Annotated in this window: 14 protein-coding genes; 8 read left to right on the plus strand and 6 right to left on the minus strand. The window is 63.0% G+C overall.

The genetic code is table 11. From position 1 onward, the window contains the following. Positions 1–16: 16 nt before the first annotated feature. On the minus strand, positions 17–1,018 hold the full coding sequence (locus tag LWF01_RS14285) for a LacI family DNA-binding transcriptional regulator (protein WP_349638030.1): 1,002 nt from the start codon (positions 1,016–1,018) through the stop codon (positions 17–19). 218 nt (positions 1,019–1,236) lie between these two features. On the opposite strand from LWF01_RS14285, the gene LWF01_RS14290 reads away from it, so the two are divergent. The 4 genes from LWF01_RS14290 (at position 1,237) to LWF01_RS14305 (ending at position 7,492) form a co-directional block, all read left to right on the plus strand. Further along, positions 1,237–2,550 carry a purine-cytosine permease family protein gene (locus LWF01_RS14290; protein ID WP_349640938.1) on the plus strand — a complete coding sequence of 438 codons (1,314 nt, stop codon included), beginning with the start codon at positions 1,237–1,239 and terminating at the stop codon, positions 2,548–2,550. Positions 2,551–2,577: 27 nt separating this feature from the next. After that, positions 2,578–4,338, plus strand: a complete 1,761-nt coding sequence (locus LWF01_RS14295) for an adenine deaminase C-terminal domain-containing protein (RefSeq protein ID WP_349638031.1) — start codon at positions 2,578–2,580, stop codon at positions 4,336–4,338. Between the two features lie 17 nt (positions 4,339–4,355). After that, a complete protein-coding gene (gene add / locus LWF01_RS14300) occupies positions 4,356–5,354 on the plus strand; it encodes an adenosine deaminase (protein WP_349638032.1) in 999 nt (332 codons plus the stop codon). Between the two features lie 164 nt (positions 5,355–5,518). Further along, positions 5,519–7,492 (plus strand): M13 family metallopeptidase, encoded by a 1,974-nt coding sequence (locus tag LWF01_RS14305; RefSeq protein WP_349638033.1) that lies wholly within the window; start codon positions 5,519–5,521, stop codon positions 7,490–7,492. Here the strand turns inward: LWF01_RS14305 and LWF01_RS14310 are convergent, their stop codons facing one another. Then, entirely contained in the window at positions 7,493–8,677 is a 1,185-nt protein-coding gene (locus LWF01_RS14310) for a MalY/PatB family protein (RefSeq protein WP_349638034.1), read from the minus strand. Between the two features lie 121 nt (positions 8,678–8,798). Between LWF01_RS14310 and LWF01_RS14315 the strand changes: the two genes are divergently transcribed. From LWF01_RS14315 to LWF01_RS14325, 3 genes are read left to right on the plus strand one after another with little or no spacing between them, the layout of a single operon-like run. Beyond that, the gene (locus tag LWF01_RS14315) at positions 8,799–9,698 is read left to right on the plus strand and encodes a dihydrodipicolinate synthase family protein (RefSeq protein ID WP_349638035.1); all 900 of its coding nucleotides are present in this window, start codon (positions 8,799–8,801) and stop codon (positions 9,696–9,698) included. Further along, the gene (locus tag LWF01_RS14320) at positions 9,698–10,471 is read left to right on the plus strand and encodes an SDR family oxidoreductase (protein WP_349638036.1); all 774 of its coding nucleotides are present in this window, start codon (positions 9,698–9,700) and stop codon (positions 10,469–10,471) included. The genes LWF01_RS14315 and LWF01_RS14320 overlap by 1 nt, the downstream gene beginning before the upstream one ends. Positions 10,472–10,482: 11 nt before the next feature. Then, positions 10,483–11,361, plus strand: a complete 879-nt coding sequence (locus tag LWF01_RS14325) for a fumarylacetoacetate hydrolase family protein (RefSeq protein ID WP_349638037.1) — start codon at positions 10,483–10,485, stop codon at positions 11,359–11,361. Between the two features lie 54 nt (positions 11,362–11,415). Here the strand turns inward: LWF01_RS14325 and LWF01_RS14330 are convergent, their stop codons facing one another. The 4 genes from LWF01_RS14330 to LWF01_RS14345 form a co-directional block, all read right to left on the minus strand. Beyond that, a complete protein-coding gene (locus LWF01_RS14330) occupies positions 11,416–12,153 on the minus strand; it encodes a type 1 glutamine amidotransferase (RefSeq protein ID WP_349638038.1) in 738 nt (245 codons plus the stop codon). Between the two features lie 116 nt (positions 12,154–12,269). Continuing rightward, positions 12,270–13,616: an APC family permease gene (locus LWF01_RS14335; RefSeq protein ID WP_349638039.1), complete on the minus strand. Its 1,347-nt coding sequence runs from the start codon at positions 13,614–13,616 to the stop codon at positions 12,270–12,272. Beyond that, positions 13,594–15,330 (minus strand): amidohydrolase, encoded by a 1,737-nt coding sequence (locus LWF01_RS14340; protein WP_349638040.1) that lies wholly within the window; start codon positions 15,328–15,330, stop codon positions 13,594–13,596. Before LWF01_RS14340 ends, LWF01_RS14335 begins: the two co-directional genes overlap by 23 nt. Before the next feature lie 145 nt (positions 15,331–15,475). Continuing rightward, a complete protein-coding gene (locus tag LWF01_RS14345) occupies positions 15,476–16,198 on the minus strand; it encodes a TetR family transcriptional regulator (RefSeq protein WP_349638041.1) in 723 nt (240 codons plus the stop codon). Positions 16,199–16,366: 168 nt separating this feature from the next. Between LWF01_RS14345 and LWF01_RS14350 the strand changes: the two genes are divergently transcribed. Next, positions 16,367–16,981, plus strand: coding sequence for a hypothetical protein (locus tag LWF01_RS14350; RefSeq protein WP_349638042.1), 615 nt, complete (start codon positions 16,367–16,369; stop codon positions 16,979–16,981). Positions 16,982–17,020 lie beyond the last annotated feature (39 nt).

Below are 17,020 nucleotides of genomic sequence, written 5' to 3' on the forward strand. Positions count from 1 at the left end.
CTGGTCGGCGGAAACCTCACTCATCGAAGTTGGCCAGCTCGCAATTCACGGTCCGCAGGCCGGCGGAGGGCTTCCGTCCTTCGATCGCGTCGACGAGGAGCTTGATGGCGTTCGCCGCGAGTGTGCTGGGATCCACGGTGAGAAGCGTAACTGCCCCTGGGTCACTCCGTTCGGCATCCGCCTCGGAGAAGCAGCCCAGGCCGATATCCTCAGGAACACACAGGCCAGCAGCGGCTGCCTCCGCTCGGAGCACCTGAACGTGAGAGTCTTCGAGGCCGAAGAGGGCGTCAGGCCGATCTGCGGCACGCATGAGCGCGCGTACTGACTCTGCAGGTGCTCCTCCTTCATGGCCGACGGTGATCACCGACCGTGTCTTGTTCGCACGTTTGCACCACCTGGAGTACGCAGCGATGCAGGCACGGGTGTAACTGTCCTTGCCGTCCGCAGCGAGCAGGACTGGCGACCGGGTGCCTTCGGCGCTGAGATGGTCGCACATCAAAGTGACCGCGCGGTCGTGATCGAAGTCGACCCACAGGTGGTTAGGCTGGGTCGCGTTGGCGCGATCGGCTATGACGGGCAATCCGCGTCGCCGAGCGTCGGCGATCACTGGATCGTTGTGGAGCGGGTCGACCACAAACAATCCGTCGAGCGGATAGGCGAGCAGGCTTTCCAGGTGCTCGCCCGCGGGAAGCACGACCAAGGCGTACCCCTGCTCCAAGGCTGTGGCCAGTGCGGTATCAACGATCTTCGAGAAGTAGGGAAGACCGGTAAAGGTCCACGGCGTTCGGCCGTATTTGGTGACAACAAGCCCGAGCAATTGGGACCTGCCCGCCCGCAGCCCCTTCGCCAGCGCGCTGGGACGGTAGCCGAGCGTACGCGCAACTTCGCGAACCCGGCTACGTGTCGCCTCGCTGATTCTGCCCTTGCCACTCAATGAATCCGAAACAGTTGTGATCGAGACCCCTGCCATCGCGGCAACGTCACGGATGCCGGGATTCGCAGGGGTTTGTCGAGGCATATCGCAAGCATATGCTCCACTCTTCAGGCTCAGCCCGCGATAAGCGACCGAAATTGCCTATTGTGCAGAAACGTTTCTGCTACTAACGTCGCCGCCAACGCAAGTGGCCGCGATGAGGAGGGCACATGGACGGAACAGCAGCAGGAGAGAACCGGATCGAACGCCGGGGCATCGAACTCGTTCCTGAGTCGGCGAGGTACGGCAAACCTCGAGACTTGATGTTTCTGTGGGCAGGCACCACCACCACAGTGTTCACAGTCGTCTACGGCGCACTCGTCGTCACCCTGGGGCTGAATTTCATTCAGGCAGTGGTCGCCATCATTCTCGGCAACCTCCTGGCCTACCCGTTGCTCGGGCTTGCCAGCGTCCAGGGACCGAAAACCGGAACGACGACGCTCACCGTTTCTCGAGCTTCCTACGGCCCGAAGGGCGGACGCATCCTGGGCGTCTTCGGGTGGCTGACTTTGGTTGGATTCGAGGCGGGCGGCTTCATTCTGGTTGTGTTCGCGGGCCTCACGTTGCTGGACCGGGCCGGAATCAGCTCAACGCCGCCGGTTCAGATCGTCACCATCGTTGTCCTGGCTGGCATCCAGCTTCTGCTGCCACTATTCGGCCATGCGGCCATGATGAAGTTGCAGAAGTATTTCAGCGCGATTTTCGCCGTGGCGTTTGTGCTTATGGCTGTACTCGTCCTTCCGAAGGTCGACTTCGCCGCTGCCAGCGTGACCGGCGGGGCATCTTTGTCGATGTTCACGGTCGCCGTGGCATTGATCATGGCATCCGGAGGCCTCTCCTGGGCGCCGGCCGGATCCAACTTCTCGCGCTATCTGCCGCAGAACGTATCGGGCCGCGCGGTCGCGTTCTACGCAGCCGTCGGTGGTTTTGTGCCCTACGTGCTTCTTCAGATTCTTGGTGCCGCCACTGCCTCGATAACCCTTGACGTTTCTGATCCCATTTCGGGATTGCCGGGAGTGCTTCCGGCATGGTTCGTCGTCCCTTATCTCATACTCGCGATGGTGTCGCTGCTCGTGCAGAACAGCACCAATCTGTATTCATCAGGATTGAATCTCCAGACAGCGGGCGTCAAGGTTTCGCGTGTTGGGATGGTCCTCGTCGATACGGTACTGTGTGCCGTCATCACATATGTGGCGGTGACCGGCGAATCATTTTATGCATTACTTAATGCATTTCTCGGTTTGTTGGTGATCTGGCTGGCGCCTTGGGTGGCGATCTACATCACGGACTGGCTGATGCGCAGGGGCAGATATGACCTAGCCGCACTGGCCGACGAGCCCGGCAGAAAGCGCGCCGGTGGCTATCGGCTCTCGGGGATGGCTGCGCAAGCGCTGGGCATGCTCGTGAGCGGGCTCTGGTTGAACTCGTCGACTTACGTCGGCCCGCTCGCGAAGCTGACTAATGGGGCCGACCTGAGTATCCCGGCCGGGCTTGTCATTGCGGCACTGACGTACTGGATTTTGGCTCGGCGAACCATAAATAAAACTCCGACTGCATTGCTTTCAGAACATGCTTAAGAATTTCAATCCATGAAAGGCACCTCAATGATTCACCAATCTCTACTCGACGTTGCATACGGGCGCAAAGCCGCCGAGACCGTAATCACCGGCGGAAGGCTGGTCAACGTTCTGACCGGCGAGATATATCAGGCCGATGTCGCCATCGAAGGAACTCGGATCGCTGCCGTCGGGGACGTCAAAAGTCGCTGTGACGCGAACACGAAAGTGATACCGGCGGATGGGCGCTTTCTCACGCCAGGCCTGATCGACGGACATCTGCATATCGAATGCAGCAAGTTGTCGGTGACAATGTTCGCAAATCTCGTCTCCCGTTACGGGACGACAAGCGCTGTCTCGGGCCTGGATCAGATCCTCGTCGTCGCGGGGCTCGAAGGGGTCCGCGAGTTTCTCAACGAGTCCAAACGCAGTCCGCTACGCGTCTTCTGGGGAGCACCGGCCAAGGCCCCTTACACAGTTCCCGAGTCAACGGTCGGACACCGGTTCGGACCGGATGAACACCGCGAGGCCCAGCTGTGGCCCGAGTGCGTCGGCCTATGGGAAACGGTTCAGGAGTTCATCGAGATTGGTGACGATGAGGTCCGGCAGGCCTTTGAGCTTGCTGCTCAGAACCGTTTGCCCATCTTCGGCTGCGCCCCGATGTCGGATGATCGGCGGATTGCGGGGATCGCCGCCGCGGGAGTACGCCTGGACCACGAGTCCTACTCGGCGGACGAGACAATGCAGAAGCTGCGTAACGGGCTGCATGTGATCATCCGGGAGTCCGCTGCGGCGCCTTTCCTCAATGAGAACATTCAGGTACTCACAAAGTTCGGGGCCGCATCCAATCGAATCGCATTTTGCACCGATGACGTGTCGGCGAGCGATCTGCTCGGACGAGGGCACCTTGATCACCTGGTGCGGATGGCAGTCGAAGCGGGTGTCGAGCCGGTGACAGCAATCCAAATGGCAACTATCAACTGCGCCAGCATGTACGGCATAGACCAATCTGTTGGCTCGATTGCGCCGGGCAGGTTTGCCGACATCCTGATGGTCGATGATCTCGCCGATTTCCGCGCGCAGACCGTGATCGCGGGAGGCAGCGTTTTCGCGGTGGACGGTCAGCCGCTCGAGAAGCCGACGCCGCCCGAGCGCGCACCGTTTCTCCGGGACACTATCGTCCTGGACCGTCCCTCGGGTGATGACCTCGTGCCGACGGCGCCCGGGAAGGAGACGGTGCAGGTTCTTGCGATGTCGCTGAACCCGGATGTCGCCTTCGTCCGGAGCCGGAAGGACGCGAATCTGACGGTCCGCCAGGGCAAGATTCTTGCTGACATCGATCAGGACATAATCTATGTCGCCGTTGCCGAGAGATACGGCAAGACTTCCAACCTGCCGGTGGCATTCGTGCACGGTTTCGGTCTCCGTAGCGGCGCCATCGCCACATCCGCTGCTCCCGATGACAACAACATAATCTGCGTTGGGACGAATGGCGACGACATGGCCCTCGCGATCAACGAAATCGCCAAGGCAGGAGGAGGGCAGATCGTGGTTCGAGACGGCGAGGTCCTGGATCTCCTGCCGCTGCCGATCGGCGGAATTGTCGCCGACCTCACGCCGGAATCAATGTCGGAACGCGAGCAGGCCCTGGACAAGCATGCCCAGGAACTCGGCAGCAAGTTGCCATCGCCATTCGGATACCTTTATTTCCTGTCCATTACTGCTATCCCGGAATACGCGATTACCGACCTCGGCCTGATCGATTGCACGGCTCTGCAAGTCATCGAACCAATCGTCGAGGCACACTAAAAGAAGGCGCGAGAACCATGAGTAGCGAAAGCATCATCGATAGGCTCCCCAAGTGCGAGTTGCACCTGCACATCGAAGGCACGCTCGAACCGGAGCTCAAGTTCGTTCTGGCCAAGCGTAACGGCCTGCAATTGCCCTACGACACTGTGGAGGACATCCGAGCTGCGTATCAGTTCAGTGACCTCACCTCCTTCCTGGTCGGGTATTACGACGGCATGGAAGTACTCCGGACGGAACAGGATTTCTACGACCTCGCCTGGGCTTACCTGGAGAAGGCGACGAGTCAGGGCGTGCTGTACGCCGAGATCTTCTTCGACCCGCAGGCGCATACGTCCCGTGGCGTTCCATTCGACATCGTGATCCGCGGAATCCGGCGCGCCCAGCTGGACGGAGAACGTCAGCTGGGCATTCAGACCGGACTCATCATGTGCTTCTTGCGCGATTTCCAGGCGGAATACGCAATGGCCACTCTGCTTGAGTCATTGCCTTACCGGAAGTGGATCATCGGAGTCGGGCTCGATTCGGACGAGCGGGGCAACCCACCGAGCAAGTTCGCCAGAGTATTCAGCAGAGCGCGCCAGGAAGGCTACCTCTTGACCATGCACTGCGACGTGGATCAGGAGAATTCCGTGGAGCATATCCGGCAATGTATCGAGGACATCGGGGTGGACCGGATTGACCATGGCACCAACGTCGTATCCAGCCCGGAACTGATCGACGAGCTCAAACGCCGGGGAATCGGCCTCACCTGCTGCCCCATCTCAAACTCCTGGGTAAGCGATGGGACAAAGTCTGCCGTGATCAAGTCCCTTCTCGACCAGGGAGTCAAGGTGACCGTCAACTCTGACGATCCCGCGTACTTCGGCGGGTACATCGCCGAGAACCTCGCGGCGGTGCAGGCTGAGCTGGGGTTGACTGCGCAGGACTTGGTGACGCTGCAGCGCAATGCGATTGACATTTCCTGGGCTCCCCCGGAAGTCAAGCACTCGTTCCGCAGCAAGTTGGATGCGATCTGAGCCGCCGCAGCCGGCCCGGTCGGGGCGGGCTGCTGAGCCGCGGCAGCTGGCCCGGCCGAGGCGGGCTGCTGGCCGCGGCAGCTGGCCCGGTCGGGGCGCTGCTTTCACGACCTCGGGTCCACCTGTCCGTGGCTCTGTCACTGACAGCAGCTAACGTGTGAAACATGACTTCAGGCATCGACACTCAATATACGGACAGCTCCGTCCGGCTCCAGGATGACCTTTTCCGGCACCTCAACGGCCGCTGGCTTCGCGATGTGCCGATTCCCTCAGACCGGTCGACCGACGGCGCGATGCGCGCGCTCTTCGACCAGGCCGAGACGCAGGTACGCACCCTGATAGAGGAAGCGGCGAACAGTAACGCGGAACCGGGCACCGAAAGCCAGAAGGTCGGCGACCTCTTCGCCTCCTTCATGGATGTGGAGCGCCTCGACCGACTCGGAGTGACAACACTCGAGTCACGGCTCAAAGCCGTCGCCGAAGCCCCCGACATCACCGAGCTGACCAGGCTGCTCGGCGAAGCCAATCGCGAGGGCTCCGCCGGACTGTTCTACCTTTGGGTATCGCCGGACGCCAGGAAGTCCGACGAATACATCGTGTACCTGAGCCAGGGCGGTCTGAACCTTCCCGACGAGTCCTACTACCGCGAGGCCAAGTACGCCGAGATCCGCGCCGCCTACCTGCGTCATATTGCCAAGATTGCAAAGCTCGCTGGCTTGACCGCGTTGACCGGAGGCAGCGCCGACTCTTTCGCAGAGACAGTGCTCGCCGTGGAAGCCGATCTCGCCAAGAACCACTGGGATATCGTTGCCTGCCGAGATGCCGAGAAGACTTATACCAAGGTGAGCGCCGACGAGCTGGCCGACATCAGCCCGAATTTCCCCTGGGCGGTCTACCAGCAGGCGGCCCAGATGCCTGAGGGCAGCCTCGACCACGCCGTGGTTCAGCAGCCGAGCTTCGTCACCGCCGCCTCGCAGGCCTGGGAGAATCGCCCGCTGGATGACTGGAAGGCGTGGCTGCTCTTCAACCTGGTGCACGATGCGGCACCGTACCTGAGCAGTGAGATCGTCGAAGAGAATTTCGACTTCTATGGACGGACGCTCTCCGGAACCGAAGAGAACCGCGAGCGGTGGAAGCGCGGCGTTTCGCTGGTCGAGGGACTGCTCGGCGAGGCGGTAGGCAAGGTATACGTCGACCGTCACTTCCCGCCGACGGCTAAATCGCGGATGGATGAACTCGTTGCGAACCTGATCGAGGCGTACCGCTCCTCGATCACTGAGATCAGTTGGATGGGCGACGACACCAGGCACAAGGCCCTGGCAAAGCTGGACCGGTTCACGCCGAAAATCGGGTACCCGAGCAAGTGGCGTGACTACTCCGACCTTGAGATCCTGAGCGACGATCTACTGGGTAACGTGCTGCGTGCCAACACCTTCGAACATCACAGGCAGTTGAACCGGATCGGCGGCCCGATCGACCGGGAAGAATGGCTGATGACGCCGCAAACCGTCAACGCCTACTACCACCCGATCATGAATGAGATCGTCTTCCCGGCGGCCATCCTGCAGCCACCGTTCTTCAATGCCGAGGCAGACGACGCCGCCAACTACGGCGCGATCGGCGCGGTGATCGGCCATGAGCTCGGTCATGGCTTTGACGACCAAGGGTCCAAATACGATGGCGATGGGAACCTGATCGACTGGTGGACACCCGATGATCGCGCGGCCTTCGAGAAGCTGACCGGCAGCCTGATCGACCAGTACGAGGCGCTGGTTCCGGTCGGCCTCGATGCCGACCATCATGTGAACGGTGCGCTGACCATCGGTGAGAACATCGGCGACCTGGGCGGGCTCGGAATTGCGTATAAGGCGTACAAGCTGGCGCTGGGAGACGGCGAAGCCCCGGAGATGGACGGTCTCAGTGGCGACCAGCGGTTCTTCCTGGCCTGGGCGCAGGCCTGGCGGGGCAAGGCGCGTGATGCCGAACGGATTCGCCGGCTTGCCATCGATCCGCACTCTCCCGAAGAGTTCCGTTGCAATCAGATCGTGAAGAATCTCGACGCGTTCTACCAGGCGTTCGACGTGCGCGAAGGCGATGGCATGTTCCTCGCACCGGAACAGCGGGTGCAGATCTGGTAATCAGATCGCTCGATCCACTGCCGCGGCCAGCTGTCTGACCATTTGCACGAGGATTGGCCGCGGGGTGGCGAAGTTCAGCCGGACGTGGCCTTGTCCGACGGTTCCGCACAGCGCGCCGTCTGTCAGGGCCACGTTTGCGTTGTCGAGAAAGAACTCCACCGGGCTGGTGCCGAGCTTCAGCGGCCGGCAATCCAGCCAGGCCAGGTAGGTGGCGTCGGGAACGGTGAAGTTCACCTCCGGGAGGAGCTCGGCAAGAAGTTCGGCCAGCAATGACCTGTTGCCGTCGAGGTATCCCATCACGTTCCGCAGCCAGGTTTCACCGTGCTGGTAGGCAGCAATATTGGCAACTACTCCCGGAGTCGCTGCGCCGTCCCCGACGATTAACCGGGTCGCGTCCCAGCGGTCGACGTCATCGGAGTTACTGAAGATCAGCTGCGCGCATTTCAGGCCGGGGATGTTCCAGGATTTCGATGCCGAGGCCGCGGTGACGGTGTGTCTCGCGGTTGTTTCGTTGATCGTGGCATACGCAATGTGACCCTGCCCCGGGTAAATCATCGGCGCATGGATTTCGTCGGCAAACACGCGGGCGCCATTCCGCTCCACGATCTCGGCGATCTGTTTCAGCTCGTCCTTCGAGTAGACCTTGCCGATCGGATTATGTGGATTCACCAACACCAGCAGACCGCCATCGCCAAGCGCCCGGTCGAGCGCCGGCAGGTCGAGCTGCCAGTGCCCGTGCTCGTCGCCCGGCTCAACCATTGGCACCTGGACCAGTCGGCGTCCGTGCCGCCTCGGCAAGGAGACAAACGGCATATACGCGGGAGTCAACAGCACAATCGGATCGTCAGGCGAGGTGAAGTACTCGATCGTCTGTTCCAGGGCGACGAGCACGTCTGCAGCCGGCCGGATCCAGGCCGCCGGAACGTCACGTCCGTGATGGTCCAGTTGCCAGCGGGCCGTCGCCCTGCCCAGCTCGTCGGCCAGCCGCGGAGAGAGGTAGCCGGTGGATTCAGTGTCGAGCGAACTGGCGACTGCCTCGCGAATCGGCGCGGCAAGACCAAAGTCCATCTCAGCGATGAAAGCACCGATCGCTTGCGGATGAGCAGCCCACTTGAATCCGCCCTGTTGCCGCAGGGCGTCGATCGATCTGGCGTCTATCTCGCGATGAAAAGCGGCCATATCCATGACGCCCACCCTACTGAGAATCGGTCACCTCAGTCTTGCGATCCGGTCAGAAATTGGCTCACCGACAGCGTGGTACGCTCCGGTGACATTGTGCTGCCGATGGCCATTGGGAGGTCGACTGGTGAATCCGGAACCATTGAGCCCCGGCTTATGGGGAATTCTTGCCACGCCATTTCACGGCCCGGACCTGAGCGTCGACCTGGCCTCTCTCGGCCGCCAGGTTCAGCTCTTCCGTGAGCTACCGGCAGCCGGCGTCGTTGCCCTGGGCGTCTTCGGCGAAGGGGCCGCCCTCGATTCGCGAGAGCAGCGGGATGTGGTTGAAGCGGTCGTCCAGCAGGGCGACGGGCTTCCGGTCGTCGTCGGGATCTCCGCCCGGTCCACCGCACCCGCCGTCGAGCAGGCGCGGCTGGCGGTAGAGGCCGCAGGCCAGAACCTGGCCGGTCTGATGGTCCAGATCAACGGCGCTCGACCGCAGCTGCTGGCACAGCACTTCTCTGCCATCTTCGAGGCCACCGGCGTCGGCATCGTGGCCCAGGACTATCCCCTGGTCAGTGGCGTACACATCACTTCTGACCAGATCCTGGATACCCTTCGCCGCTGTCCGTTCATCGTGGCGGTCAAGTCGGAGGCCCCGCCTACCGCCGCCGCCATTGCCCACCTGACCGGGGGTACGCAGGTGCCAATCTTTGGTGGCCTGGGAGGGGTGGGCCTGCTGGATGAGCTGGCTGCCGGCGCTGCAGGGGCGATGACGGGCTTCTCGCGGCCGGAGGCATTGCTGGCAGCCATCGAGGGATGGAATGCCGGCGGCATGGCTGCCGCCCACGAGGCCTTCGCCCGTTGGCTTCCGCTGGCCAACTTCGAGGCCCAGCCAGGTATCGGGCTCGCGCTGCGCAAGGAAGCCTTTCGCCGTCGGGGAATTTTCGAGGAGGCGGATGTGCGCCCACCGATGCCAAAAATGCCGGCCTCGCTCGGACCAATTCTGCAGCAACACCTCGTCGTTCTGGAAAGGACGAACGTCTGATGGATTTAGGACTGAACGGGAAGACCGCGCTGGTACCCGGTTCCACCTCTGGCCTGGGGCTGGCGGTGGCACAGACTCTAGCCGCTGAGGGCGTCCGGGTAGCCATCTCCGGGCGCCGAGGCGACCTCGCCCACCGCCAGGCAGCCGAGCTCGACGGCGCGGCCGGCTTCGAAGTCGACCTCACGGAATCCGGCTCGGCGAAGCGGCTCACCGACGCGGTGATCAGCGAACTGGGTGCTGTCGACATTCTCATCTTGAACTCCGGCGGTCCGGCGCCCGGCACCGCGGCGGGACTCGACGCCGAGACAATTCAGAGGGCGACCGAAACCCTGCTGCTACGTCAGGTCGAACTGGTTTCCCAGGTGCTCCCGGCGATGCGAGCCACCGGCTGGGGACGCATCGTCGGACTGGGGTCCAGCGGCATCCAGGCACCGATCCCCGGTCTGGCGCTGTCTAACATCGCGAGGGCGGGATTGGCGGGCTACCTCAAGACGCTTGCGGCGGAGGTCGCCGCGGATGGCGTGACAGTCAATATGGTGCTTCCGGGCCGCATCGCTACGGACCGGCTGGCCAGCCTCGACCGCGCCGCAGCCGAACGGGAAGGTGTCGATCTCTCCGACGTGCAGGCCCGGTCTCGAGCCGCCATCCCAATCGGCCGTTACGGCAGGCCGGCGGAATTCGGTGCCATCGCTGCCTTTCTGTGCAGCGAACAAGCGTCGTACATCACCGGCGAGCAGATTCGCTGCGACGGCGGACTCGTCGGCGCCTACTGAAAGGACCTGCCGTGCAATTGGGCACAACCGTACTGACTGACGGCACGACGACGGCGGTCCTGATCGACCCCGCCCGCGGGGCACTGTTCGCCGGCGACCTGCTCGACGATGACTACCCAGACGCTGGTGAAGTGCTTCGCGCGTTCCCGGCTGAGGACCTCGCCCGCAAGCTCGACAAGGTCCCCGAGGCCGCTTTCCACTCACCAAATGGCCTGACGCTGGCGGCTCCCTACCGCAATCCGCGGATGATCTGGGGCATCGGGCTGAACTACCGCGAGCATGCCGCCGACCTTGCAGAAACCGCACCAGCCGAAGAACCGGCCTCGTTCATCAAGGGTGACCACACCGTCATCGGGCCCGGAGAGCCGATACCACTTCCGTGGCAGAGTGAGCGCGTCACGGCCGAGGCGGAGCTGGGGCTGATCATCGGCCGTGAGTGCCGCAACGTCGGAGAAACCGAAGCCCTGGACTACGTCTGGGGTGTGGTGCCCATCCTCGACCAAACGGCGGAGGACATCCTCGCCAAAAACCCTCGCTACCTGACCAGGTCGAAGAACTTTCCCGGGTTCTTCTCCTTTGGTCCTGCCATCACGCCGATGCAAGACGTGCTCGACCAATTCGGGGATATAGGAGACGTCGCGGTGTCAACCGTGCGCAACGGACAAGTGCATCGCCGGAACACGGTCGAGCAGATGATGTTCGGTCCGGCGAACCTGGTGAGCTTCCACAGCCAGGTGATGCCGCTGTACCCCGGAGACATCATCTCGACCGGGACTCCCGGTGCCGTGCAGATCCACCCCGGAGACGTTGCCGAGTGCCGGATCGACGGGATCGGCACGCTGAGCAACCCCGTGACAGCGTCCGCACGACGGCAAACTGACGCGACCTGAGCGGCGGCCTCGCGGCGTCCTCGCGGCGAGGGCGGTCGTGTCCGGGACGCCCGGTTACTGCCGAATAGCCGCCGAGCTCTTCACCAAGTCAGCAAATCTTTGGGCGAAGGCTCGCCATTGCGGCTCCGAGACCGGTTCAGCTGCCACCGCCTTGCGGACGATGTCATCCGGGTCGAAGCCCTGCTCGGCGAGCTCTTCCCTGTCCCAGGCCTGAACCCGGTCCGCGCCGACCTCCGGATGGAACTGGCAAGCCCAGGCGGCATTACCTAATCGGAACGCCTGGATCGGGCACCGTTCGCTGCTGGCCAGCCACACGGCATCCGGCGGCAGCTCGGTTATCGAGTCCACGCGGTGCTCGATTGCCTGAAAACTCCGAGGCAGCGGACCGAACAAGGCATCGTTCTCGGCCTCGGGTAGCCGGGTCAACTCGGTGCTGCCATTTTCAGGCAAGCCGTGCTTAGCCTGAACCTTGCCGCCGGCAACGTGCGCCATCAACTGCCCGCCAAGGCAGAGGCCGAGCAGCGGCAATCCGGCTTGGAGCGCCTCGCGAGTCACCTCACGTTCGCGGGGCAGCCATGGTGCGCGATCATCCTCATCGGGCATCAGGCCGCCGCCAAGCAGGACGAGCGCGTGGTACCCGCCGAGGTCCGGTATGGCATCGCCGTCAAAGGCACGGACGATATCGACGGCGAGCCCGTCCTCGGCCCACCATTCCCCGAACCGCCGCAGGGCGCTGCCGGCCGAGTTTTGCACCACAAGTATCCGCGGCGCTCCGGCTTCTGGCTCCGGCATGCTCCTCCAATCGCTCGGACCGGTCGGCGACGTGCGTGCTAACGCAAGGCGCCGGTCTCCTGCCTGTAATCTAACGGCCGTGGAAATATCCACCGCACCGGCCACACCGTCCGTGCCTACTCCGCCAGGTCCATCTGCGGCGGCTTGACCCGGAACAGTTTGGTGAGCCCCGCCAGATAGATCAGACCCATTCCGGCCCAGATCAGCCCGACCACGAACGAAGTTCCCGGCAGTGATGTCCACAGCCATATCGATAGACCGAAGCCGATCAGTGGCAGCACTATGTTCGTCAGCACGGCAATGCCCTTACGGTCCCGCCGGTCGATCGCGTGCGACTTGACCACCGAGATGTTCACGAAGGTGAAGGCGACCAGGGCCCCGAACGAGATAATCGAGGCAGCGAGCGCCAGATCGATGAACAAGGCGATCAGCGAAACGACGCCGACCAGTATCGTCGCATTTGCCGGGGTGCTGAAGCGTCGGTTCAATTGGCCGAAGAAGCGCTTCGGCAACACGCCGTCACGTCCCATGGAATAGAGAATCCGGGACACCGAGGCCTGCGACGCTAGCGCGGATGCGAAGGCGCCGGCAACGTAGGCAGCAGTGAAGAAGTTCGACAGGAAGGCACCGCCCGCCTTCTGCATGACATCGAGCGACGCGGTGTCGGGGCTGCTGAAGCTCTGCCAATCCGGGAAGACCCAGTGCGCAACGAGCGAAAGCCCGATGAAGATCAATCCGCCGGTCAAAGTGGTGATCAGGATAGCCCGCGGAATGCTGCGCTTCGGGTTCGTGGCCTCCTCGGACAGGGTCGATATCGCGTCGAACCCCAGGAAAGACAGGCAAAGGATCGAAGCACCGGTCATGATCAGGCCGAATTCCGCATTGTCGCCGAAGAACGGTCCGAATACTGACACTTCGCTGCCACCAGAGATCGTCCGGATGCTCAGGATCAGGAAAAGCACGATGAATGCGGCCTGAGCTGCTATCAGAACAACGTTCATCCTGGCCACCGACTTGATGCCCAGGATGTTCAGGACGGTGACGATCAGGATCCCCAGTAGAATCCAGACCCACTGCGGGATCGCCGGGAAGGCCGCCGCTAGATAGAGCCCGATCACCAGATAGTTGATCATCGGCAACAGGATGTAATCGAGCATCAGCGACCAGCCGACGATGAAGCCGACATTCCCGCCGAATGATCGCTGGGCGTAGGTGTAGGCGCTGCCGGCGACCGGGAACAGCCGGGACATCTTTCCGTAGCTCAACGCGGTGAACAACATCGCGATAAGCGTGACCAGATAGGCGCCGGGCAGGTGTCCCTCGGTGAGTTGCTCGACCGGCCCGTAGGTGGTGAATACGGTTAGCGGCACCATATAGGCCAGGCCGAAGAGCACGAGCGACGGAATGCCAAGGACCCGGGAGAGGCCAGTCTTACGGGCGTTAGTGGCTGATTGCGACGACATCGTCGTGTCCCTTCGAGGCGGAGTCCGGTACCCGTCCGGGCATCGGGGCGGAATCGGCAGCGTTGTCGTCGGCGTTGGCGTCGAACACAATCCGGCCACCGGCAATCGTCATGGTGACTTTGGCATCGGCTATCCGCGGCTGGATGGCAAAAATGTTGCGATCCAGGATGGCGAGGTCCGCGCGCTGCCCGACCCCGAGCCATCCGCCACGGGAGTCACCGTTGACGTGGGCGCTCCCGCCGGTGAACGCCCGCAGCGCCGTGGCGAGATCCAGCTTCTGCTCTGGCAGGAATGGCTCGGCGTCGCGCTCATCCGGATCGACCCGGGTCACGGCGACCTCGATCTGCGGCAGCGGGTTCGCGGTGGAGACTGCCCAGTCGCTGCCCATCGCCAGCATTGCCCCACTTCGGTGCAGGTCGCCGAAGGGGAACTGCTGCTCCGACCTCTGCTCACCGAGGATGGGCAATGTCAGCTCCGTCATCTGCGGCTCTGCGCATGCCCACAACGCCTGCAGGTTGGCGACGACGCCGAGTTCGCGGAATCGCGGCAGATCGTCGGGATTGACGATCTGGACGTGCGCGATGTGGTGCACATTGTCGCTGAAGCCATTCGCCCGCCGAGCAGCCTCGACGGCGTCAAGACAGTTGCGCACGGCGCGGTCCCCGATGGCGTGCATATGCACGCCGAAACCGAGCCGGTCGAGTTCGGTCACGGCTTGCTGCAACACCTCCGGTTCGACGTAGCTCAGGCCGCTGCCCCGGCCGCCTTCCCGCTGCTGTCCTCCGCACCCATCGCAGTACGGCTCCAGCAGCGCGCCGGTGTAGTTCTCCAGCACTCCGTCGGCCATGATCTTGACCCGTTGGGGGAGGAAATTGGGCGCCGCGCCCTCGTCCCGTTGCCGCACGAAGCGCTCGATCTGTTCGAGCCCCTGCTTGCGTTCCCACCACAGCGCTCCGACCACACGCGCGGTCAGCAAACCGGACTCACCCAATTGGCGGTATGCCTCAAGCGTGTCCGGAGAGACCCAAGCATCCTGCCAGCCCGTGATGCCCAGCGCATGCAGGTGCTTCTGGGCCGTCAGAATGGCAGCTTTCCAGTCCTCGATACCGGCCAGCGGTACGATCGTCTCCTTGAACGTGTACGCCGCGCCTTCATGCAGACAGCCGGTGAGTTCACCGGTCTCGGGGTCGCGTTCATAGCGCCCGTCCGACGGGTCAGGCGTGTCATTGTCGATTCCGGCTATCTCCAACGCCTTTGAGTTGGCCCAGGCGCCGTGCACGTCGCGGTTCATAATGAACACCGGACGATCGGGCACAATCGCGTCGAGGTCTGCCTTGTGCGGGGTTCCACCCGGGAAGGCCTCCATCGCCCAGCCACCGCCGGTGATCCAGTCGGCTTCGGGGTTGTCGGCCGCGTACTGACGAATCTGCTCCAGGTAGGCCTCTTTGCTCGGCTCGGTGTCGTTGAGCCATAGCTGCTGCATGTCGCGGGCGGCAAAAGCCGGATGAATATGGGCGTCCTGGAAGCCCGGCGTCACCATTCCACCGTCGGCATCGATGACCTGCGCACCACTACCGGCCAGGGCTTCTGCCTCGGTGCCGAGCGCAACAACGGAATCTCCGCGGATCGCCACCGCGTGCGTCCACGAGCCTGCGGCGTCCCCAGTCCACACGGTGGCATTGGTGATGACGATATCTGCTTCGCTGTTCTTCATTCAGCGTCTCCTTCGATTGGGTGGTTGGTAGCGTGTCTGGTCAGCGGTGAGGTGCCTTGTCACCGCTGAGGTGTCTGGTACCGCTGGGGTGTCCTTGCACCGCTGGGGTGCCAGCGATGTCCGAGTTCCGTAACATTCAACGGCCCTATCCCTTACGAGACCCGGACTTCGGCGCGCCTGGCGCCGGTCCTTCGTCATGGACGGCCCTGGATGCCGACGGGTGCAGGCCGAGATCCGCGTAGCGCTGACTGAGACCCGCGATGAGCGCATTGAGGCCGACATCGACGGATACCGCCGCACGATTCGCCGGCCTGGCGTCGAAAACCCGCCGGTAGAACGGCTCAGCCCCATCGCCCCGGGGCGCCATGTAGGAATCGGGAGCTCGAATATCGAGGACCGAGCCGACAACAAACGATTCGACCGCGACCAGGATCGGCAGAAGCTCCTGCGCCGGCCATCCGCTGGCGAGCAGATTGCGGCTGACCCGGTCGTACATCCGCATGGTTGCAGGTTCTGCCTCCATCGGAAGCACCGCAATCGAGGCTGCGGATGACGGATGCAGTGTCGCGAACGCTGCCACATAGGACTGGGCCCAGTGCCGCAAAGCCCGATCCCACGGCTGCGAGTCGAAAACTGAGGTGTCGATCTGCGCCACCACCCGGCCCCGAACGTCGTTGAGCAGGGCAGCCTTGCTAGCGACATGGTTGTAGAGCGAAGGCGTTTTGACCCCGAGTTCCCTGGCGAGCCGGGCCATGGTGAGGTCCTCCACGCCGAGTTCACGCAGCAGCTGATACGCGGTGTCGACAATCAGGGCGCGGTCGAGCACCGCCTCCTCCGGGCGTCCTGCCCCGCGAGTCTGCACCACCACCGCCACCCCTCCTCACTGCATTCCGGACTACAAAGTGTGATCTGGATTACAGTAAAAACTAACGCCGTTAGTTAAGTCAAGGGGTAACGACCGGTTTTTGCCTGAAGACTTCTGGCCATCGCTTATGCGCCATTCCGCCTCCCTGGTCCGGTCTGCGAGACTGAAACTATGAGCCACGACAGACCTGCCGCTGTTACCCCGCCGCGGTTTGCCGATCCCCGTCGTGTCGGAGCGGTCATCGGTCTTGCCGGTGCGTGCCTGTTCGTGTTCTCGTACTCCACCGACTTGGCAACGCCCCTCGCGATCGCTGCGAGGACAGCCGTTGTCGTGCTGGCGGGCCTGGGCCTGTGGAATCTCTTTGCCCGGCCTCGCTGGCTTGGCCACTTCGTACCGGCGAAGCCATCCGGGATCGCCGTCTACCTGCTCTGTGTCGTGGCAGAGTTCGCGCTGATCGCCGTGGGTACGCGGTGGCTGACTTCGGCAGGGAATACCGAGCTGCGGCCGAGTCTGATCGCGCTCGTTGTCGGCCTGCATTTTATCCCCTTCGCATGGGCCTTTCGTGAGCGGATGTTCTATCTGCTCGGCGGGGCGCTCGTAGTACTCGGCGGGGTCGGCCTGATTGCCGGGACGGGCGCGGCGGCCCGGTCGTCGGCCGTGCTAGCCGGAATCGTGATGGCGATCCTGCTGCTTGCATACAGCCGTGGCACGTTCGCTGGGTCGCGTCGATCGGCCGAGCCGTCGCCCGACGCCAAGGCCCACAACCGCTCCACGGACGCGCTCTGATCGTTACTCGCCGGATCGGTGACCGTCGCCGGTCGGCCC

The organism is Saxibacter everestensis (assembly GCF_025787225.1).
Classification (GTDB): Bacteria; Actinomycetota; Actinomycetes; order Actinomycetales; family Brevibacteriaceae; genus Saxibacter; species Saxibacter everestensis.